The following is a 20,276-nucleotide window of genomic DNA, read 5'->3' as shown; positions in this document are numbered from 1 at the left end:
AGACGCGTGTCAGAGCGGTGCGCTAACCTTCAGATACATTGAACTGACGAAGTCGGGCGAGCGAAGGTGCACCCATGAATCTGACCGACCGCCTCTCAAAATCGCGATACGTGAAGGGGTTGCGCTGTCCACGCGCACTCTACCTGTCGGTCCACCGCTACGAGCTTGCCACTCCGCCAGACACGGCACAGCAGATGCGATTCGACGTGGGACACCGTGTGGGGGATCTCGCGCAAGCCCGCTACCCTGACGGCATTCTGATCGAAGAAGGGCCTCTCGAGCACAGCGACGCCGTCACTCGGACTCGCGGCCTGATCGGCCAAGGGGCCGCGACACTCTTCGAGGCCGCATTCACTCACGACAACGTGAAGGTTCGCGTTGACGTCCTGCGGCGGCTGCCCGAGGGCGGGTGGGAGCTCATCGAGGTCAAGTCGACCGTCGGCTACCGGCGTGAAAAACACCTGCCCGACGTAGGGGTGCAGCTGCACGTCTTGCTCGGCAGCGGGATCGATGTGCGGCGTGTCTCACTCATGCACCTTGATCGCGCCTACGTGTATCCAGGTGGCGCGTACGACCCCTACTCCGTCCTTGCCGCGACGGATGTCACCCAGGATGCGTTCGAGTACGTGCGCGAGGTACCGCTCAACCTCGCACGGATGATGGCGGTGCTCGCGCTGCCCGATGTCCCCGACCGTCCTGCTGGGGTCTCGTGCGACCGTCCGTACCCGTGCGAGTTCGCCGAGTGGTGTGCACGCGGCGAGGTCCCAGTCGCTGTCGACGGAAAGCTCGTCACGGAGCCGACCGTCCTCAGCCGCCTCTCAGAGCTTCCATTCCCGCTGTACTTCGTCGACTTCGAGACTGTCAATCCCGCGCTTCCGCTGTTCCCAGGAACGAGCCCGTTCCAGACGGTGAAGGTGCAGTGGTCGGTGCACTCACTCGATCAGGACGGCACGCTCACCCACGCCCAGTACCTCGTCGACCACGCGCGGCACGACCCGGCGCTCGAGTTCATGCACTCCCTCTTCGAGACCCTCGGCGCCTCGGGCACGTTCGTGCACTACTCGACGTTCGAGCGCACCGCGCTTGTCGACATCGCGCTACGGTATCCGGAGTGGCGCCAACCGCTGATCGAACGGATTCCCGGGTTTTTCGACGCACTGACCCGAAAGCTCGCCGATGCGGGCGTCTCGTACGCCAGCCTCAGGTCTCCGCGCGGCGGGGGCTTAGTGGCCTTCGACCTCGGCACGCGCGTAGTCCGAGACGGTTGCTCACACCCGATTCTCGGTCCGCGCGGATGGTCGATCAAGCGAGCAATCCAGGTGCTCGCCCCCGACCTTCCGCCGTACGACGCGCTCGTGGTGAGCGACGGCGAGCAAGCGATGGCCGCGACGGCCGAGATGCTCGCGGCGGGCACGCCACCGCAACGCGCCGAGCAGATCCGGCGTGACCTGCTCGACTACTGCCGCCACGATACACTCGCGATGGTCGAGATCTATCGCGCGCTGCATTCGCGCGCGTAGCTTCCAAGCACTCTGGCACGTACTGACATTCACGCAGCGTTCACCTATCCTTGATCGAAGGTAAGGGGGCGTGACGTGGTCGTTCTCGGCTTGATCCACAATATCGCGTTGCTCATAACCTTAAGCGTGGTGCACCAGCTAATCCTGCGGCAGTGGGAACGGCACACCATCGGACACCACGTGTTTTCGGGACTTCTCTACGGCTCAGTAGCGATCGCCGGCATGATGACCGCTGTCACGGTGGCTCCGGGTGTCGTCTTCGACGGTCGCTCGATCGTGCTAGCGGTCGCGGGATTTTTTGGAGGCCCCGTCACCGGCATCCTCGCCGCCGCAATGGCGATTGCGTACCGTGTGTGGCTCGGTAGCGCTGGCGTGACGATGGGCGTTCTTGTCATCGTGACGTCAGCCGCGCTCGGCGTAGCGCTGTACTATCTACGGCGGCGATACCCGTGGCTCAATCGTCCGCTCCCGTTGTGGCTCTTCGGCATGTTGGTGCACCTTGTCATGCTCGCGTTGACGGTCACCCTGCCGCGCGATATTGGACCTGATATCCGCGCAGCCATCGCCGCACCTGTGCTCATTCTTTATCCCATCGGCTTCGTCCTGATCGCGAGATTGATGCTTGACCAAGAGGAGCGTATCGAGCGCGACCGGACGCTTAGAGACAGCGAAGCCAGGTTCCGTGCGATCATCGAGCAGACCGAACAAGGCATATCGCTCGCCAAGCAAGATGGCACCGTAGCCGTCTATAACGATGCGATGGAGGCAATCAGCGGCTACACGCTTGCCGAAGTGCGTGAGCACGGATGGTTCAACCTCGTCTACCCTGATGCGGTGCGCCGAGCGGAGGCGGTGCGCCTCACAACCGAGGCGCTCAACGGCGATCTGCCCTACGTCGAGTTTCCCATAGTCCGCAAGGACGGTACCGAACGCGTGGTCGGGTTCGCGACGAAACCGGTCGTCCTGAGCGGCGAAACGTGGGCCCTCTCTATCATGACCGATGTCACTGAGCGGCGCCTGGCCGAACGGCGGATCGTCGACCTCGACGAGATCCTCGCCCGCAGCCCAGCGGTAGCGTTCACGTGGGGAAACAGCGAGGGTTGGCCGCTCGAGTTCGTGTCCCGCGGTGTCACCCGGTTTGGCTACGACGCGGCGACGCTCATGCGAGAGAAATTCCTTCACAGTCGGCTCATCCATCCTGACGACGTCGAACGTGTCACTCGGGAGATCGCGGCGTACCTTGATGCGGATGCCATCAACATCGAACTCGAGTACCGCATCCTTACGCCGGAAGGTGAGACCCGCTGGGTCGCAGATCAGAGTTGGCCTGTCCGTGGTACCGACGGTACGGTCAACTCGCTCCAGGGCGTCCTTATCGACATCACGGCACGAAAAACCGCAGAAATCGAGCTGGCTCGCCATCGAGACCGCCTTGAAGAGATCGTGGAGGAGCGCACGCGCGAGCTACGTGAGACAAACCGGCTCCTAGAGGAAGCAAACACCGCCAAGACCCGCTTTCTGGCGAACATGAGTCACGAGCTCCGCACGCCGATGAACTCGATCATCGGATTCTCCGGCATCCTGGTTCAAGGGCTCGCCGGGAACCTCAACGAGGAGCAACACCGCCAGGCGGCGATGATCAACCGCTCAGGCAAGCAACTCTTGACGCTCATCAACGACATCCTCGACGTGGCCAAGGTGGAGATCGGAGCGACCGAGATCACGCGCGCACCGTTCGACCCCGCGGCACTCCTGTACGAGATCGCTGAGAACATGCGGCCGCTCGCCGAAACGAAGCACTTGGCACTCAATGTGGCGTGCACGTACTCCGGGAGTGAAATCATCTCAGACGCGATGAAGGTCCGGCAGATCCTTTTCAACCTGACCGGCAACGCGATCAGTTTCACCGATAGCGGCGCAGTGACACTCACGCTTGAAGACTCCGGTGACGGCTCAGTGACGTACTCGGTCGCTGATACGGGACCAGGAATTCCCTCCGAGGAGCTCGAGCGTATCTTCGAGCCTTTCGTCCAGTTGCAGCAGCCTGGTGTCGCGAAGTCGAGAGGGACCGGGCTCGGACTTCCGCTGTGCCGACAATTCGCGACGCTGATCGGCGGCGAGGTGCGGGTTGAGAGCGAAGTCGGAGTCGGCACGACGTTCATTCTCACGCTGCCGCCGGGGAGCCGGTTCTGACCTGCGTCAGGCTCCTTGTGGAATCGGCGGCGTTGGTGATTGATACGCTGATTTTGCGCTAACTTGGGAGTTCTTGCAGGGTCTAGGTCGTCTGTATTGGGAATTTCGACTCAAAAGTGTCACTTTCAGTGATAGTATCTCGTCAAGGAGACCAATTATGGGTGTTCAGTCCTACTTAGAAGTGCATCCCGTGTTCTCACTCGACGAGTTCCGCAGCGAGCTAGGCGAGAGTCAGACACACTACAACCTCCTGATGCGAGCCACTCGGAGAGGACTCGTCGACCGTGTCGTGCGAGGCGTGTACGTCTCTCGGGCAGGTCAGTACGCTTCGGTCGAACCGGACCCATTCGTGGTTGCGACGAAATTGGCTCCCGACACCACACTCGTCTATCACTCTGCCTTAGAGGCACACGGTCTCGCCCACTCCCCATGGCGTAGGGTTCAGTTCACTACCACCAGAAGGGTCAGGCGATTCGCCTACCGCGGCTTCTCCTACGAACGCTACGACCTGCCAAGCCCGTTGAAGCCCGAGGGTGACGTCCGCTTCACGACACTGCTTCGGCGGCCCGGAGGAGTAGTGCGGGTGTCGTCCCGAGAACGAACGCTAGTCGACGCGGTCAATCGCTCCGACTTGTGCGGCGGCCCGGAAGAAGTCTTCCGCAGTCTCGCATCGCTGCCATTCGTGGACTCATCGAACGTCATCGAGTATCTCAGAGCACTGGGAACGTCAACCGCAGTCGCCCGAGTCGGGTTGGTGCTGGAGCAGCGGGCAAGAGACTGGTACGTCGCAGAAGACGACCTTGTAGTGATGCGTGACATGCTTGGTCCCGGCCCGTACTACTTCACGGGCAAGAGCGAGACTGGGCGGTGGGTCGCAACATGGAAGCTGTACCTGCCTAGCGATGCCGCAGACTACGAGATCTGGCTGAACGGATAACCAGCGACACATAGGGCGCATCGCGACGGACTTTTGCCTCATCTTGACCGCTCCTGCTCAGTCAATCTCGGATGCACCGTCAAGGTGTTGAGGATGTTGACCAGCCCTATGACCGCTAAGAGGACTTCGACGTTCGGGTTAAACACAACACTCGAATGAAGCCGATACGAGCCCGATATATCACGTCTCAGAAGAGCTGTCCGTCCTCTTGCCTGTGAGTAGCCTCTGTTGACTCGACGAATTTGCGAACCTCACTGTCGCCAAGCATCGCCTTGTGGGCCATTGGCAGGAATGACTGAGTGAGTCGGTTGAAATGAACCATTACGTTGTCGACAATTTCCTCATTGTCTTGCATCCGCGCCCAGTCGAACTCCCAGGAGCGATTCCTAGCCTGATAGGTAAGAGTCCGTCTGCAGATTGCTTCGCTGACGATTTCGGCAAGCAGCAGTCGACAAAGGGACGAATCTTGACCGGCGTATTCCGGGGCTGCGCCGAGATAGCGCCTCACCGAAGGATGCTGTGCGGACACCTGCAGCACATTGGGTCTGCCCTCGGCATCGGACCACTGAGCCCTGAAGCCCCACAGTGGTTTGTCGACTATGTCAATCCTCAGCGGCACACCTTGTCGCTCGTCCTGGACCACCCTCACTTGCGCGACGCATGACGCGTCGTTCGCGGAGGCCGTGATGGTCACCGGCGCAGCGAGCTGACGGCGAGCCTCAATGACAATCTCCGCTGCCGCGAAGTTTGTTCCATCAACTGGCACAAGGGTGGCGTGACCGCGAACGACGACATCCTGCGGCGAGCTTGAGATTACACGGATTGGTGTTTCCCCAGTGACAAGATCCGGGTATTGAGCGAATATCCTCAGCGTCTTCTTACGGCCCTCTCGCACCTTGTAGTTTTTGTGTTCGAACTCAAGCTTCTCGATGAAGTTCCGATCCTCTATAGCATCAGGGACGATGCTAACCAGAGCTTCGGCACTGGGCAATCCCACCGCGGACGCGCTGACCAGAATGCCTTCCTCGGTAGACTCCCCTCGCAAAACAATGGTGCCGAGCATGACGTCCCGGCGCTTCTTGTGAGGCCGGAGATAAACAACCGAATCGACAACGGTTACGGAGCCGCTATCCGCGGTCACAGCAAACTCAGTCTCACTCGTGACCGCTAGCTTGGTCGACACGTAGAGGGTCAGGTTTCGCTCTCTCCCCTCTCGGATCTTGGCATAGGTCGGAACGAGGAGAACGCCGGACTGGAACAGATCGTCCTGCACTTCTTCATCGTCTGTGATTAGGTCCTCGGCCTCACCCTCATCTTGCAGGAATCGCTCGGCGAGCTTGGCAAGATCCCTCAGCCTCTTCTGAAGTGCCTCGCTGCCGATGCTGCCCGCATCCTGGGTCACCGAACGCCGGTCTTCGGCCACGAGTTCTCGCACCTTGCTCGTCGGATACTCATACAACGCCGCCGTGAACGGATGAGTTCTGGAGAGCCCACGCTGCCTCTGCGGATCGACTAGGAACTCGGGATTTTTCGCGGTGTGTGATTCCCCGGCTTCACGTGCTGCATCCCATTCCTCGCATATGGTGTCAATGAACTCGCACTCAAGACGCCCGAAGTACCGGCGCGCAAGCGGTTCGCTCTCCAACTCTCGGGCCAGCAGGAAGGAACATTCATGGATTGCTCGAGTCGCCTTGACGATGATGCCTGACCGGCGAAATCGGTCCGCGTCGTCAACGAGGGGATCAGGCGCCCTGTAGATGCGGAGGTGTGCAGACGCGCCCTCGTATCCGGGAACGGCGTATGACTCATCAAGCACCAACTCTGCCTCTGGCATCCGGTAGCACACTTTAATCGGGGCGAGTGTTTGCTGGGTCCCGTCTGCAATGAGCACCTCAGACGGGCCGTTCTCATCGAGAATGTCGCGGAGCGGCCAGAAGAGCGGGAGACGCTCCTCGAACGTGCGAAACCTGGGAACCCTCATTTGGGTTTCAATCGTCACCACAGTGCCGTGTCCCTTTATGCCAAGGCGGTCGTGATCCTCTTTGGTGGCAAGCGGAGACCCACCTTTGCGCCCATCGGCTTCCCAGGGAATGAAGTCCCAGTTCCTGGTGAACTGCGCTTTATGGTAGCGCCCGTCCTTAATCGACTCAAACGTCATGTCCCCCAACGCTGCACAGTCACGCGCTCCACGGGCGAAGAACCCCCGGTCCCCTGAACTGCTGGTCCGGTCGCCGACGCGCCGGATCTTCGCTTTCATTTCTTCCAACGTCATACCCTGAGCGCGGTCACGGATTCTGATGACCGAGGGAACGCTACCTCGATGACGCTTAACCTCGACGATTATCCGGCCGCCCTTGTGACCCATCCGGTGGTAGCTATCATCTGAGTTCGTTACGAGTTCACGCAGCGCATCGAATACATCGCGAATGGACTCAGAAGCGACAATCTGTCCATGACGTTTCGTTAACTCAACGGGCATCGCCTTACCGGGCCTCATCAGAGCCTCCTCCATGCAGAAGTGATGCGAAGCGCTCCACAAGCGCCGTAACCATGTCCTTGAGTTCTATTTCGTTCGACGCTTCAGCCGCGCTCTCAAGTGCGTCAAGTCTGCTTCTCATCACCTTCGAAGACGCATCCGGGCTGCAGCCAAGCATGTCCGCGAAAGCCGCCGCGGGCAGTTCTTCCAGCCGCCCTGCTTGAAACTCCTTGAACACGTAATGCTTTTTCGTCCTCGACACGATCCGCTTCACATCGTTCGGACGACCACTGGACGATGGTGCAGAACGGCCTAACCGGGCTGCCACTTTGTCGCCATGCACTGCGAACCACTTCACGCCAGCCGGCGTGAGCCGCCAGTAGCCAGCCTTTACCGAGCCGATGACCAAGCTGCCACACTTATCTCTCGAAGCGTCTACAAGCGCCACGCGGGCAATGTCTTTGTCCGGCAGGTGCCGGTATTCGGGCAAGGTCCACGAGAAGCGATCTGGCGCAAGTTCGAACGCCCTGTACGCGAGTGCCTCGTGCGCCACCTGAGTCACTGTTCCGCCCAGGTCAGCAAGCGCGTACACGATCACGTCGACGTTGGAGAGCGAGGACTGAGCGACCATCTGCGACTACGCCTCCATCTCGAACGGAGGCAGTGAGTCAAGTACGTCCCACCACTCTTTGGGACCTCCGGTGTTCGGACCAAGTGAGTACATGCCTCGCTTGACTTGACGAAGGACTCCCGCGGAAGACAGCGCCGCGATCAGCAGGTACGTCTGATAGGCGGGAACGTGCTCACTCAGCTCTAGGTCTGCATCCTTAGCCAGCCATTCTCGACGACCGGCAACCGATTGAGATTCGATCCACCGAGCTAGCTGATCAAATGATCTCTTCGTCGCCTCGTGCCGGTACTCCTTGGCCGACTTCTGCTTGCCTTTGCCAATCTTGACAACGCGGTCAGAGCTGACGAAGAACCGAGGGTACTTGGCGAGGGCGGGCTTCCGACCATTCGCTCGACGCTTCGGTTCAGATGAGGTCCCGCTGGTGGCCGTGGTAGTAGTCACCTCTTGGAGAAGCTCATCCAATCGCGAGGCAATCCTGCTCACATCGCTCGCCACCACAATCAGACTTTGGGCTCGGTCGTACGACCCCTGGACTCGCAGCAGTTCGAACGCGTGCTCTTGGATCGCGGTCTCCAGCTGTCGGGCGCTTCTAACAAGTTCCTCTTCGGTCAACACGGCGAATACCTCCTGCATGTCGGTTAGACAGTAGGAGTATATTGCGCTCTACTCTATTATGTCAACTCTCTCTAAACTCTGTCTAACTACGACGGGGAACAAGTACTCCGTCCACGAAGTCGTAGAAGTCCGAGTTGCGGTCTGCCACGATGCTCAACAACTCTGCGAGTACGTGACTCGCGTCAAGGGCGGGTTCATCGAAACGGCCAGCTTCACGAATCTCAATGCTTTCGCTTCCTGGCGTCGCGTCGTAGGTGACGACGTAGAGGCGCTCCAGCTGCTCTTCTCTTCCCGCTGGATCCGGCCTGCCGCTGAAGAGGCGCAACAGGTCATGCGCGTTCTGTACGGTTGAGGAGCGCCGATCCGTGTGGTCCGAAGTGGCACCAACATCCAAAAAGAAGAGTCCGCCGAGCACAGCAAACGGAAACCGCCGGTGCAAGGTGACCGCCTCAAAGAGCATGTCACCGCGCCGATTTGAGAGGTTCTTCTGATAGTTGCCGGAGCGAGCATCGGGGAAGCTGATCGTCTTGATCGAGATACCCAGCAGCAACCCACTGGTGTCCGTCGACCATGACACGTCCACCTTCTTCGCACCTATACCGCCTGCGATTCGACGCTCTGAGCCGTACGCGGCTCCGTCTTCCTTCACGAGCGGTGCACAATCCATCACGCCAGCCATACGCAGCTCCCCGGCGAAGGCTCTCGCGATCGTGTTCGAGAGCCGCTCGGAGTAGTTCTTCTTCTCAGACTGCTTCGCCGACGCATCCGGCTTCGGAGCGGCCGCTCTGATTGCCCCTATGAGCGCCTCGTGTACCCCCATCGCTCTCCTATCCTTGGCTGCGCTTCTTGCGCCGACCGAACAAATGCTCTCTACCGTGCCGCAGCCCCTCAACGACACAGGGGTGGAGCGACATCCCCTGCACGAGGATGATGTCGTCAACGACCTGCACCGCGTCCTCGAAGCGGCCCTGTCTCAAGTACAGGTCCACTGCGGGCTTGGCATTCATAAGCTTCTTCTTGCAGCTCTTGATCAAAGCGGCCGATGGAATTGGGAGGTTCAGCGCCTCACGCGGCTCGAGTTTCAACAGACCGCCGCCGTACGACCTGCCCACGAGTTCTGCCCCGAGTAGGGTGAACGTCGAGAGCGACGCCGTCGGTAACACTGAGGCCAAGCCCCGACATGCTGTATTAAGGTACAGGCCGTGAACCGAGTTAACGTTGAGTACCCTCAACGGATTCTCAATGAACCGAGGACCCGCATCGGCCATATAGACCATGAAAAGATCCGGTGCCTCCACTGTCGGGACACGGAACCAAGGTGTTCGCACACGACACTTGTACGCTTGGTCTAACTCAAGTTCTTCACCTTTTCGGATATATGCTCGCGCCGCATTGCTTGGATAACCCGACGGAGAGAACAGCCAGACTCTCGAGCCTTCGTCCCTTGCGTGCTCCCAGTGCGCGGATGTGTACTCGATGCCGCGTGCATGCTTGGACCCTGGCGGCAGCATCCTGCGCAGCTGAGCATGACTTAAGTTGTGAGCGATCCTTTCAGCTTCGCTGATGCAGAAGTAGTCGTTGCGTCCCGTGACCATTCCAATTGAGAGCGTGCCTGCGTCACTGAGTGAAGTGAACCCTCCGAGAGCGTCGATCGCAACAACCGCTTCACGCGTTGACTCCGGAAGCAACAGCCTTGTCCACTTCCCGGCATCGGGCGACGTTGACCACTCCCGCTTCTCGAGGGTCACAAGATCGGACAGGCCGGCGACTTGTACTATGTCGAACCTGTCACACGGTCCTTCACCCTCGGCGAGCAGGAGAACCACTTCCTCGAGTACACCCGGGAACACCCGTTCTTCGAAGAGAATGACTCGAACACACCCAAAATGATCGAGAAAGTGCCGACGAACGGGGGCTGCGTAGTTGACCGATAGCAGCTCTGCGGGCAATACAAGTCCTAACCGACCGCCAGGCTTGAGGAATGACGCCGCATGCACTGTGAACGGCGCCCATGAGCTAGCGAGCCCATCTATTGGGACGCCAGCCGCAAAGGCTGCCTCTCGACCCCGTTTGCGGGCATCGCCGACAAAGGACTGGTAGCGGATGTACGGCGGATTGCCGATGCACGCATCCATCAAGGGCAAGTCGCGCCCTGCACGCGCCTCGAAAAAGTCACCCACGCGGACCCGATCAGAGATGCTAACGCCGGTGGATGAAAGAATTGCCTTGCAGGCGATCTTGGCAGAAGGGGCATGAAGTTCGGCACCCCACACCTGCTGCGAGATGCCCAGATCGTTCTGGCCGAGTGCGCGCAGCCGTTCGATAGCGGGCAACAAGAACGCGGCTTCGCCGCAAGATGGCTCCAAGACCCAATCTTCCGGTGTTCGGAGCGCCCAGTGTGCAATGAACTCGGCCATCTCCGGGGGGGTGAAGAACGCTCCCCTCAACTTGCTCGCCGCCTGCGGATTCACCCTTCACACCTCCTCGACCTCGGGTCGCCAATCCTAGTCTCTCAGTCTGACATGAAGTGGTTTGCCGCGCGACACGACCGGCGGCGGTCCGAGATCAAAGCGGCGTGTTAGGCAGGGGTTAGACAGGGGTCTGACATGACAAAACAGGCCAGCTCCCGTTTCCGGTGCTGACCTGCAAATTTCTTGGTAGCGGGGACAGGATTCGAACCTGCGACCTTCGGGTTATGAGCCCGACGAGCTACCAGACTGCTCCACCCCGCAATATCCGATTCGCCGTGCGGCGGAACGTATGTATACCACACCGCCCGAGCGTGGCGCAAACGCCTGTCCACGCCCTGTCCGCAAACCCCCGTCCGCGCCCTCTACCACCACGATCGCCTTCGCACCGCACTCTCCCGCCGAGCGCTCGCAAGCGCGCCTATCGCACGATCTTCGTGATGGGGATCTCGAGGATGTCTTCGGCGCCGGCCGCCTTGAGGGCCGGGATGAGCGTGTTGACCAAGCACTTCTCGGCGACCGTCGTGACCTCAAAGTCCTCCGACCCGTACAGCATATTCACGGTGGGGCGCTTCATGGCGGGGAGCACCGCGACCACGGTGTCGATCTTTGAGGCCGGAACGTTCATCGAGAGCAGCACACGTCCCCTCGCCTCGATGACACCGAGCAACAAAGTGCGCACTTCTTCGATCTCGCGGCGCTTGACCGGGTCGGCCCACGACTCCCTGTTTGCCACAAGGCGCGTGGTCGAAGTGAGGATGACGTCAATGACCTTCAGACCGTTCCGGCGAAGCGTGGAGCCCGTCTCCGTGAGGTCGACGAGCGCGTCCATCATCTCAGGCACCTTCGCCTCGGTTGCGCCGTAGCTGAAGTAGACCTCGACCGGTATGCCGAGGTCGTCAAAGAATGCCTTGGTAGTTCGGGGGAACTCGGTAGTGATGCGGCTACCTGGGGCGATGTCTCGTGCCGAGGTCACCGGCGAATCCTGCGGCACAGCGAGTACCATCTGTACAACGCCGGCACCCGTCTTCGCGTACGGGAGCTCAGCGATCTCAACCACGTCCGCACCGGACTCGCGAATCCAATCGTGCCCACTGATCCCCAGGTCGAAGTAGCCATCCTGCACAAACACCGGAATCTCCTGTGGACGAAGAATCTTCACGCGTTCAACTCTGGGATCAGAGCAGGTGGGATTGTACGCGCGGCTCGATTTCTTGATCTCAATGTCAGCTTGCGCGAATAGGAACAGTGTCTGCTCTTCGAGCGATCCTTTGGGAATGGTGATCGAAAGCAACGTAGTCTCCCTCACTCTTAGTCGTGCCCGAGGCGATGTGTACCAGCTTACTACCACTCACCTGTCGACCACGACTGCCTCGTTCGCTCGTTGCTCTTCAATCGGAAGTTCGTTTAGGTCCTCGCGTGTAAGGAACACCGTGTCGTCCTCGTGACACGCCTCACACGAGGCGTTCTGCCCGGTCCGCCTCGCTATCGAATGCGGGGTCGCGTACTTGTATGTGGGCAACACCTCAAAGCGGTCGAGCGCATCTTCGACGTAGTACTCAAATGTCTCCGAGAAGACCGGCACTCGCCGCACAACCACGTAATCCCAGGGCCTCTCGGCAGACCTTGCTGCGTTGCGACCGATGTTGAAACCAAAGTACGACCGCTCGTTAACATAGTACGGCAAGCCTCCGTCGTCATCTGCCACGTGACAGTTCGCGCAGTTGTTGTAGGGTTGCGCGTGGCACACCTGGCACTGGAGCCAGACCTCAGCGAGCGGGTGGGCGTGTTCGCGGTGGTACTCCACGGCCATGAACTGATCTGAGGCCTCGTGACAGTTGACGCATCGCGGCGGCTCGGGGTTGTCGTAGCGCGCGTCGTACGGCGGGCCGTCCCCGTGTATCCACTCGCGGGTGTGACAATCCACGCACTCCTTCTCGGCCTGGAGACGATGCACGTCAGGTTTCCGCTCGCCCCGATCGACGTCCTCACCTCTGCCGATGAACTCTCGCTCAACCCTGCTGCCATGACAGCCCACGCAGTTGAGCGTCGTGCTCGGCGAACGCTGGAAAACGTGCCCGTCGATAAGCCCGCCTTCCGCCTGACGTGGTCGAGAGACGTGGCAGTCGCCGCACCCGCTCACATGACACTGGCCGCACTGCCTGTCGAGAACCGGCACGAGCGCCGAGCGGTTCTCGGCCCCGGCGCGTCCCAGCACGATCGCCTCGGTGTCGCCCGAGAGCCCGCGAGTTTCAGCGTGCAGCGTGCGGGCGAACCGCGATACGGTGGCCGCATGGCACGCATAGCAGACTGAGTCCTCGTATCCCGCCGAGGGGACCGGATCCATGTCTGAGTGCGCCTCCCGACGGCTTGTCGCGGGTTCGACACCGCCGTGGCACTCCACGCACCTGAACCTCGCGTGCTGCGTGTCGAAGAACTCATCGCTCACGAGCACCGCGATGTCGGGCCCCAACTGGGGCAGTTGTCCGCCTCAACCCTCACCGCTTCCCTGCACGGATGTCTCTACGATTTCGCAAGGATGCGCCATGATGTCGGCGCGGAGCATCTGACGGGTGGTGTGGCACTCTGCGCACGTGACCGAGTCACCGTACACGACGTCTCGGGCCGCAATCCCCATCTCGGGATAGACGTTTCGCTCGTTAGTGTGGTACGCCTCGCGGTGACACGCCCCGCAGCGGGCATCGACGGTCGGATGCGACGCCGCAAACGCCTCGTCAGCCCACGCATCGGCATGGCATCGGACGCACCGCTCGGAAGGAACCGTGGCGGCAAGCTCGTGATTCGCAGGAGCATCGACCGCGTACCTCACGAGTTCGTCCGCGCCGTTCAGGATCGCACCCGCCCAACCGGCCGGGCCAAAGTCCGCGTGACACTGGATACACCACACGTCCGAGTGCGCTGACGCCTGCCAGCCCTCGTACGACGGTGCGACCGTGTGACAGGATCCGCACAATAGTGGCGTCGTCGACACACCAGCCACCCCGACCAAGGCGACAACGGCGAGGGCTATCGCGGCGACAAGCATGAGCCTGCGGTTTCGAGGTCGTGTGGTCCCGGACTCCTCAGACACGGACACGGAAATGATCACCCCTGCGTGTGCGAAGCCCGCGCGCACCACTTCGGCGCGGGCGGTGACTTGGTCATGACGTATGCGAATATCGGCAGCTACACCGATGGACTACAGCGATTCGTTCACATGCCAAGACCGGCTCAGCGCGACAGCTCGTTTAGTGAGGCGAAACGATAGCCCTCCGCGCGCAGGCGCGTGATGATTCCTGGCAGCGCCTCGGTGTTGCTCGACGAGACCGCGTGCAGAAGGAGGATCGCCCCGGGGTGCGCTCCATTCACGACACGCGCAAGCGTCGTCGCAACCGGCGGCTGCTCATCGGTAAGCCAGTCCCTGTGAGCAAAACTCCACATTACGGTCGTATAACCGAGCCGCTCGGTCATACACAAGCTACGGGCGCTGTACTCGCCCATCGGCGGCCGGAAGAAGGGCGCCATGCTCACGCCAGTGAGTGCGCGATATGCATCCGCGCAACGCGTAAGCTCCGCTTCGAACGCCGCTGGGTCGTGCGCGATCTCGGGCATCGACGGATGCGTGGCGCTGTGATTCGCCACGACGTGACCCTCGGAGGTCATGCGCTCGACGAGATCCGGGTTGTTTTCGATGTAGCCACGCGTCACAAAAAATGACGCCGCAACCCCCTCGCGTTTGAGCACGTCGAGAATCCGCCCCGTGTGGCCTGCCTCGTACCCCTGATCGAAAGTCAGGTACACGACCTTAGCCGAGGTATCAGCGCGCCACACCCCTCCGTACCGGCCGAGGAGGGCCGCCGCATCCCGCGGCACGGCCGGACGGCCTCCGGACGAAGGCGAGGGCGTGTAATACCAGCTCCGTGACACGTTGTCGTCGGTACACTCCGCTAAAGGCGGCGTTTCAGCTGGAGGGGGTGCGGGCAACTGAGCTCGGGCACCAGGCGTCGGCACTTTGTCGACGGGGTCGTCGCCGCGTGGCGTCACCGTTACCGGATCACTTCCGGCAAGCCCGGAAAGAGACGGCGGCCCTCCTGAGTGGCGCGAACCAGGGGTAGCGCACGACATCAGAACCGCAATGACACCAAGTGCCACAACGGCCATGACAGCGGTTGGAGACACGTGCGCCGGGCCGCGCGATGGCGCCTTACGCGGACCGTGCGTGCCCGTATCTTTGCGTATGGTTTCCATGTGGGTTCAGACGAGCCCAGACGCCGATCCGTTCACCGCGCGCATATACGGATGTACCCGCCTGACAGCGCCTAATCTCCCGCGAATCTCCATGCATCGTCCTAAGTCTCGCCATGCGCATCGTTAGAATTGATGATAGGCGTACCACACCGCTCCCACCCAGGCGATTTGGCCCGCGGTTTGCGTGTGTTTCGTGATAGAATTGATGATTGGGGGCGCGGTGTGACAGCCGATGCGTACGGAGTACCTCGGCTACGTCCCGGGAAACAGAAGGGCAACGCGTGACGGAACGGATGAGGGTTCGAACCTCCCTCTCGTCCCAAGTGATGACTATCACACTGGCGGCGGTTCTATTCGTTGGCGCGGTCACCGCCTACGCGGCCCCGATCACTGGAGAATCTTCCACAAGCGAGTCGGCGAATCCGGCATCGGAACTCCGCACCCCGCCGTCCGCTGACGCCACCACCCCCGTAGATGTCGCGGTCAATTCCGAGACACTGCGCTTCCGGCAAGAATTGGCCCGTCGTCAGGCTCTGCTCGATGAGTTCCTGGCCCAGCTTGATGATCTCGACCGCGAGCTCGCGCTCGCAACGGAACAGTACAACGCCGCGGTCTACCGCCTTGACGCCACCCATGAGCGCGTCTCAGTAGCCGAATCGGACCTCGACGAGGCGCGCGAAGCCTACGAACTCCAACACGAACTGGTCGGAAAGCGCGCGACAAGTCTCTACAAGCACGGCTCTTTTGGCGCGGTGGAGCTCTTGTTAGAGGCGGAGTCGTTTTCGGATCTTGTGTCCCGCGTCAAGTTCCTCAACACCCTCGGCACGGCCGACGCGGATATCGCTCACGGCCTGCGCGCGCAGCAGGAACTCCTCGAGAAGACGGCTGAACGCCTGAAGACCGCGTCAACCGAAGCCGAAGCTCTTGAGTTCGAACTGCGCGCCCGCCAGATCGAGATCATGCTGCGCATACAAGACCGTCAACAGATGCTGGCCGAGGCTCAGGGCGAGCTCCTCGAACTCCTCGACGCGGAGGCAGCGCGGAGACAGCGCGAGGAAAGCGAACTTCTGCGGCAGATTTTGAGCGGCGCGGCTTCCTCGGGCATCGTCGTGGGGCCGGGCTCCCCAGTTGAGACCGCCCTCGCGTACCACGGGATCCCGTACCTGTGGGGAGGCAAGACGCCAGCTGGTTTCGACTGCTCGGGGCTGTTGTACTGGGTGTTCAAGCAGCACGGCGTCAATCTGCCTCACTACTCCGGAAGCCAATTCCTGGTGGGCGAGAAGATAGTCCCTGCGGCACTACAACCTGGAGACGCGGTCTTCTTCGGTTCGCCGATCTACCACGTGGGCATCTACATCGGTGCCGACTACTTCATCCACGCGCCGAGAACTGGCGACTTCGTCAAGATTGCTCGGCTCTCAACGCGACGCGATTACGCGGGTGCCCGCAGATATGACTGGACGCCGAGAACAGCGCCGCCTCTCGGTGCCGCGACACCCCGTACGGCTCCGAACTTCTAGCACGGCGCTTTCGGTAGCGACCAGCTCTAAAGGGGGGTAGCATGTGGGACCTGATCGATGCCGCACTCGACGCGGCCCGATTCGCGGGCGCGACATACGCTGACGCACGGGTGGTAACGACGCGCACCCAGAGTGTCGCGATAGCTGACGGGCGGCTCGACGCCGCCGAAGCCAACGAATCCGCAGGCATCGGCGTCCGGGTCATCGCGGATGGTTCGTGGGGGTTTGCCTCCACGCGCGACCTAAGCGTAGCGGCAGCTACTCGTGTCGCGCGCGACGCAGTGATGCTGGCTCGCGCGAGCGCCCGCGTGACGCGCGGTCCAATACGTCTCGCGCCCGTGGCCGCGTACCGCGACACGTGGCAAGGCCCATGCGAACGTGACCCGTTCTCCGTTCCTCTCGAAGACAAGATCGCGCTCCTCATGGAAGCAGATGCGGCGCTTCGCAATCATGACTTGGTTAAGCTGACCCGCGCATCGATGGGGTTTTTCGCGGTCCACACGTATTTTGGTTCGACCGAGGGTAGCCGCATCGAGCAGAACCGCACCGAGAGCGGTGGCGGTATCGCGGCCTACGCAATCTCAGACGGCGAGGTACTGACGCGCTCGTATCCCAATTCACACGGGGGGAACTGGCGTCAGGGAGGCTACGAGGTAGTCGACGGCTTCGACCTCATCGCTCACGCCCCGCGCGTAGGAGACGAGGCTGCCGCACTCCTCTCGGCCGCTTCGTGCGCACCGCGGACGACGGACCTCATCATCGATGGTAGCCAGCTCGGCTTGCAGGTGCACGAATCCGTGGGGCACCCCACCGAACTCGACCGAGTGCTCGGTGACGAGGCTGCGTTCGCCGGAACGTCGTTCCTGCAACTCGAGGACCTCGGCAGACTCCGGTACGGATCAGAGCACGTCTCGATCTCCGCCGACGCGACAATCCCCGGCGCGCTCGGCTCGTTTGGATACGATGATGAGGGCGTTCCCGGCCAACGTGATCTACTTGTGACCGATGGCATTCTGACCGGCTTCCTCACCTCGCGAGAGTCCGCTCTCGCCATCGGACGGACGAGCAACGCCTGCATGCGCGCTGATGGATGGAGCCGCATCCCCCTCATACGCATGAACACGGTGTCCCTGGAACCAGGCGAATGGTCGCTGGACGACCTCATCGCAGACACGGAACGCGGCCTTTACGTCGAGACCAACAGCTCATGGTCGATCGACGACAAGCGACTGAACTTCCAGTTCGCATGCGAGATCGGATGGGAGATCGAGAACGGCCGGAAGACCCGCATGGTCAAGAATCCAAATTACACCGGGATCACCCCGCGCTTTTGGAACTCGTGTGACGCCGTGTGCTCGGCGGAACACTGGGACGTATGGGGACTACCCAACTGCGGAAAGGGAGAACCGATACAGGTTGCGCACGTCGCTCACGGTGCCGCTCCCGCCAGGTTCCGCGACGTAGAGGTAGGAGTGGGCCGATGAGAGCAAAGCCCTGCGTCGCCGCTCAGGAACTGGCGTTGAAGAGCACACAGTATGTTGATGCCGACGCGGCCGAGGCCGTAGTCGTATCCAAGGATTCGGCTCTCACTCGTTTCGCGGGCAACCGTATCCATCAAAACGTCGCTGAATTCGACACGAAGGTCTCAATCCGTGCGATCGTGGGATCGCGCACAGGGAGCGCATCCACCAACCTGCTCGATGAGCGGTCCTTGCGCGAGTGCGCCGCCTCCGCGGTCGCGGCCGCGCGAGTCTCTCCGCCAGATCCGGACTTCACCAACTTGCCCGGTCCGGGCGAATCAGGCGCGGCGGACGTACGCGAGCCCGGGCTCATGCTCGACCCGGATGAGCGTGCGGATGCGATCCTGTCGATCGTCGAGCAGTCGCGCGCGCGTGGTCTCGAAGCCGCCGACGGGATAGAGACGTCGATCGACACCGTGGCTGTCGCCAACTCTCTCGGAGTCATGGCGTGTGCTACGGTCGCGACATTGCGTGCGACCGTGCTCTCATCTGGCCCGGCCGCCGGCACCGGATGGGCGTCCTACTACGGCGCGGACATCGAAGGTTTCGACGCTGTTGCGATCGGTGACGAAGCGGCCACGCTTGCACTACGCGGCGCGAACCCGATCGACCTTGAGCCCGGCGCGTACACCGTCGTGCTGGCGCCAGAGGCGGTCGCCGATATCGTCGACTTCCTGGGTTACGCTGGCTTCTCTGCAAGATCGTACAGTGAAGGCCGGTCGTTTATGAGCGGGCGGCTCGGGGAGACGATCGTGAGCCGCGCGATCACGATCGAAGACGACGCGCACGCCCCCGGATCATGCGGCATACCCTTCGACTTCGAAGGGCAGCCCCGTCATCGAGTGACGTTGATCGGCGATGGCGTCGCCATGACTCCTGTCACAGACTCCTACTGGGCTGCGCGCATGGGGTCGCACAACACCGGTCACGCCCTTCCCGCCCCCAACTCCCTTGGACCGTTGCCGCTCGACATGAGGATGCGTCCCGGAGACGTGTCACTTGACGCGCTCATCGCGCGCGTGGAGCGCGGTGTCTATGTGACACGGTTCCACTATGTGAACATCGAAGACCCCGTCCCGGTGACACTCACCGGGATGACGCGTGATGGCACGTTCCTCATCGAGAACGGAGCGCTGACCGCGCCTCTGAAGAACCTTCGTTTCACCCAAAGCGCGATCGAGGCGCTCGGCCAGGTAAAGGGAGTGGCTTCGGGCCTCCACCGGTACAAGATTATGCTTGGATGCGCATGCGTACCCGGACTGCTCATCGACGGATGGACATTCACCGGCCAAACCGGATGAAGGGGATGCTTGGCTGATGCACGCGGGTCCCGGCGATCGTCTCACGCCGGGACCCGGTGGTGAAGACGGTCCCTCACGTTGGAGGGGCGCCGACGAGTCGGGGCCGTCTTCTTGTCGTCAGGAGGCTCGTAGTATCCCTGACATCCCATTTATCGGCCCCACGCCCGTCGAGCTTTATACCCCGCCCGCCGATGGCGGCCGCTGTGTGGCGGAATCACGTCGGCCCTGCGCCTCAATGATCTCCTTGACTTTCATGAGCCTAACGAGATTAGCGCGCTCGACCTCATCAAGTCTCATGCCGATGCCTCGGATGTCCTCGTCCAGCCGAGGAATGAGCACGTGTTCGATCGCGTTGACGCGGCGCCGGGTGCGCTCGATCTCGGCGGCGAGCAGCTCTATCGCCTTCTCCTTCTCGGCCAACTCCACCAGCCGAGGCGCCACGCCCGCAAGCGCGCTGAGCGCCGTATCCATGAGCACCGGAGTGGTCGCCAGGGAGTAGCCGCCAGGCCTCGGCAACGCACCCATGTTGAACAGCGGAATCCTTACACCCATGACGGCACGCTCGGTGACGTTGATGAGGCCTGTTGGGCTACCACTCGCGAGCGCGCCAGCGAATGTCGTCCGCCCCGCGCCACCTCGGGCGAGCGCGAGGATTCCGTACGCTGCCGAAAGCTCACGCTCCACGAGAGCGCGCAATGTCCGCACCTCACCGATACGGGAGAGGAACTCCTTCATGAGCTCATCGAGTTTGTCTTTGAGCAACTTGTGACCGCGCTGGGCCACTTGGCGGCGGCGGCGGAGCCTCATGAGCTCCATCCGATTAGGATTCACCCGGAGCTGGGCCATT

At 61.4% G+C, this 20,276-nt stretch carries 16 protein-coding genes and 1 tRNA gene; 6 read left to right on the top strand and 11 right to left on the bottom strand.

The window, feature by feature from the left end; translation table 11 throughout:
• The first annotated feature begins 74 nt into the window (after positions 1-74).
• The 3 genes from KGZ40_02825 (at position 75) to KGZ40_02815 (ending at position 4,650) form a co-directional block, all read left to right on the top strand.
• The gene (locus tag KGZ40_02825; protein ID MBS3956449.1) at positions 75-1,520 is read left to right on the top strand and encodes a DUF2779 domain-containing protein; all 1,446 of its coding nucleotides are present in this window, start codon (positions 75-77) and stop codon (positions 1,518-1,520) included.
• A gap of 75 nt (positions 1,521-1,595) precedes the next feature.
• Positions 1,596-3,713, top strand: coding sequence for a PAS domain S-box protein (locus tag KGZ40_02820; GenBank protein ID MBS3956448.1), 2,118 nt, complete (start codon positions 1,596-1,598; stop codon positions 3,711-3,713).
• Positions 3,714-3,870: 157 nt separating this feature from the next.
• Positions 3,871-4,650: a hypothetical protein gene (locus KGZ40_02815; GenBank protein MBS3956447.1), complete on the top strand. Its 780-nt coding sequence runs from the start codon at positions 3,871-3,873 to the stop codon at positions 4,648-4,650.
• A gap of 187 nt (positions 4,651-4,837) precedes the next feature.
• Here KGZ40_02815 and KGZ40_02810 read toward each other — a convergent pair whose 3' ends face one another.
• The 10 genes from KGZ40_02810 to KGZ40_02765 all read right to left on the bottom strand — a co-directional run bounded on the left by KGZ40_02810 (position 4,838) and on the right by KGZ40_02765 (position 14,713).
• Entirely contained in the window at positions 4,838-7,147 is a 2,310-nt protein-coding gene (locus KGZ40_02810; GenBank protein MBS3956446.1) for a hypothetical protein, read from the bottom strand.
• The gene (locus tag KGZ40_02805; GenBank protein ID MBS3956445.1) at positions 7,134-7,757 is read right to left on the bottom strand and encodes a hypothetical protein; all 624 of its coding nucleotides are present in this window, start codon (positions 7,755-7,757) and stop codon (positions 7,134-7,136) included. Before KGZ40_02805 ends, KGZ40_02810 begins: the two co-directional genes overlap by 14 nt.
• 6 nt (positions 7,758-7,763) lie before the next feature.
• Positions 7,764-8,372 carry a hypothetical protein gene (locus tag KGZ40_02800; GenBank protein MBS3956444.1) on the bottom strand — a complete coding sequence of 203 codons (609 nt, stop codon included), beginning with the start codon at positions 8,370-8,372 and terminating at the stop codon, positions 7,764-7,766.
• Between the two features lie 82 nt (positions 8,373-8,454).
• Positions 8,455-9,192, bottom strand: a complete 738-nt coding sequence (locus KGZ40_02795; GenBank protein ID MBS3956443.1) for a hypothetical protein — start codon at positions 9,190-9,192, stop codon at positions 8,455-8,457.
• Between the two features lie 7 nt (positions 9,193-9,199).
• Positions 9,200-10,843 (bottom strand): N-6 DNA methylase, encoded by a 1,644-nt coding sequence (locus KGZ40_02790; protein MBS3956442.1) that lies wholly within the window; start codon positions 10,841-10,843, stop codon positions 9,200-9,202.
• A gap of 184 nt (positions 10,844-11,027) precedes the next feature.
• A tRNA-Met gene (locus KGZ40_02785) sits at positions 11,028-11,104 on the bottom strand.
• Positions 11,105-11,261: 157 nt separating this feature from the next.
• A complete protein-coding gene (locus KGZ40_02780; protein MBS3956441.1) occupies positions 11,262-12,134 on the bottom strand; it encodes an ATP phosphoribosyltransferase in 873 nt (290 codons plus the stop codon).
• 57 nt (positions 12,135-12,191) lie between these two features.
• Positions 12,192-13,313 carry a hypothetical protein gene (locus KGZ40_02775; GenBank protein ID MBS3956440.1) on the bottom strand — a complete coding sequence of 374 codons (1,122 nt, stop codon included), beginning with the start codon at positions 13,311-13,313 and terminating at the stop codon, positions 12,192-12,194.
• A gap of 18 nt (positions 13,314-13,331) precedes the next feature.
• On the bottom strand, positions 13,332-13,937 hold the full coding sequence (locus KGZ40_02770) for a hypothetical protein (protein MBS3956439.1): 606 nt from the start codon (positions 13,935-13,937) through the stop codon (positions 13,332-13,334).
• A gap of 134 nt (positions 13,938-14,071) precedes the next feature.
• Positions 14,072-14,713 carry a polysaccharide deacetylase family protein gene (locus KGZ40_02765; GenBank protein MBS3956438.1) on the bottom strand — a complete coding sequence of 214 codons (642 nt, stop codon included), beginning with the start codon at positions 14,711-14,713 and terminating at the stop codon, positions 14,072-14,074.
• A gap of 668 nt (positions 14,714-15,381) precedes the next feature.
• On the opposite strand from KGZ40_02765, the gene KGZ40_02760 reads away from it, so the two are divergent.
• Genes KGZ40_02760 through KGZ40_02750 form a run of 3 tightly spaced genes read left to right on the top strand, consistent with a single transcriptional unit; the run spans position 15,382 to position 19,429 of the window.
• The gene (locus tag KGZ40_02760) at positions 15,382-16,608 is read left to right on the top strand and encodes a C40 family peptidase (protein ID MBS3956437.1); all 1,227 of its coding nucleotides are present in this window, start codon (positions 15,382-15,384) and stop codon (positions 16,606-16,608) included.
• 41 nt (positions 16,609-16,649) lie between these two features.
• Positions 16,650-18,092, top strand: coding sequence for a TldD/PmbA family protein (locus tag KGZ40_02755; GenBank protein ID MBS3956436.1), 1,443 nt, complete (start codon positions 16,650-16,652; stop codon positions 18,090-18,092).
• On the top strand, positions 18,089-19,429 hold the full coding sequence (locus tag KGZ40_02750; GenBank protein MBS3956435.1) for a TldD/PmbA family protein: 1,341 nt from the start codon (positions 18,089-18,091) through the stop codon (positions 19,427-19,429). The genes KGZ40_02755 and KGZ40_02750 overlap by 4 nt, the downstream gene beginning before the upstream one ends.
• A 174-nt stretch (positions 19,430-19,603) precedes the next feature.
• Here the strand turns inward: KGZ40_02750 and KGZ40_02745 are convergent, their stop codons facing one another.
• Positions 19,604-20,275, bottom strand: a complete 672-nt coding sequence (locus KGZ40_02745) for a V-type ATP synthase subunit D (GenBank protein MBS3956434.1) — start codon at positions 20,273-20,275, stop codon at positions 19,604-19,606.
• Between the last annotated feature and the right edge of the window lies 1 nt (position 20,276).

The organism is Clostridiales bacterium (assembly GCA_018333995.1).
Taxonomy (GTDB): Bacteria; Actinomycetota; Coriobacteriia; order Anaerosomatales; family SLCP01; genus JAGXSG01.
Note: the sequence above shows the minus strand (reverse complement) of the source record. Positions and strands in the feature narration are given on the sequence as shown.

Excerpts from the sequence above, each read along its gene's own strand:
- KGZ40_02825 (MBS3956449.1), top strand. The coding sequence starts at position 75 with ATGAATCTGACCGACCGCCTCTCAAAATCGCGATACGTGAAGGGGTTG.
- KGZ40_02815 (MBS3956447.1), top strand. The coding sequence starts at position 3,871 with ATGGGTGTTCAGTCCTACTTAGAAGTGCATCCCGTGTTCTCACTCGAC.
- KGZ40_02810 (MBS3956446.1), bottom strand. The coding sequence starts at position 7,147 with ATGAGGCCCGGTAAGGCGATGCCCGTTGAGTTAACGAAACGTCATGGA.
- KGZ40_02805 (MBS3956445.1), bottom strand. The coding sequence starts at position 7,757 with ATGGTCGCTCAGTCCTCGCTCTCCAACGTCGACGTGATCGTGTACGCG.
- KGZ40_02795 (MBS3956443.1), bottom strand. The coding sequence starts at position 9,192 with ATGGGGGTACACGAGGCGCTCATAGGGGCAATCAGAGCGGCCGCTCCG.
- KGZ40_02760 (MBS3956437.1), top strand. The coding sequence starts at position 15,382 with ATGAGGGTTCGAACCTCCCTCTCGTCCCAAGTGATGACTATCACACTG.
- KGZ40_02755 (MBS3956436.1), top strand. The coding sequence starts at position 16,650 with ATGTGGGACCTGATCGATGCCGCACTCGACGCGGCCCGATTCGCGGGC.
- KGZ40_02750 (MBS3956435.1), top strand. The coding sequence starts at position 18,089 with ATGAGAGCAAAGCCCTGCGTCGCCGCTCAGGAACTGGCGTTGAAGAGC.
- KGZ40_02745 (MBS3956434.1), bottom strand. The coding sequence starts at position 20,275 with ATGGCCCAGCTCCGGGTGAATCCTAATCGGATGGAGCTCATGAGGCTC.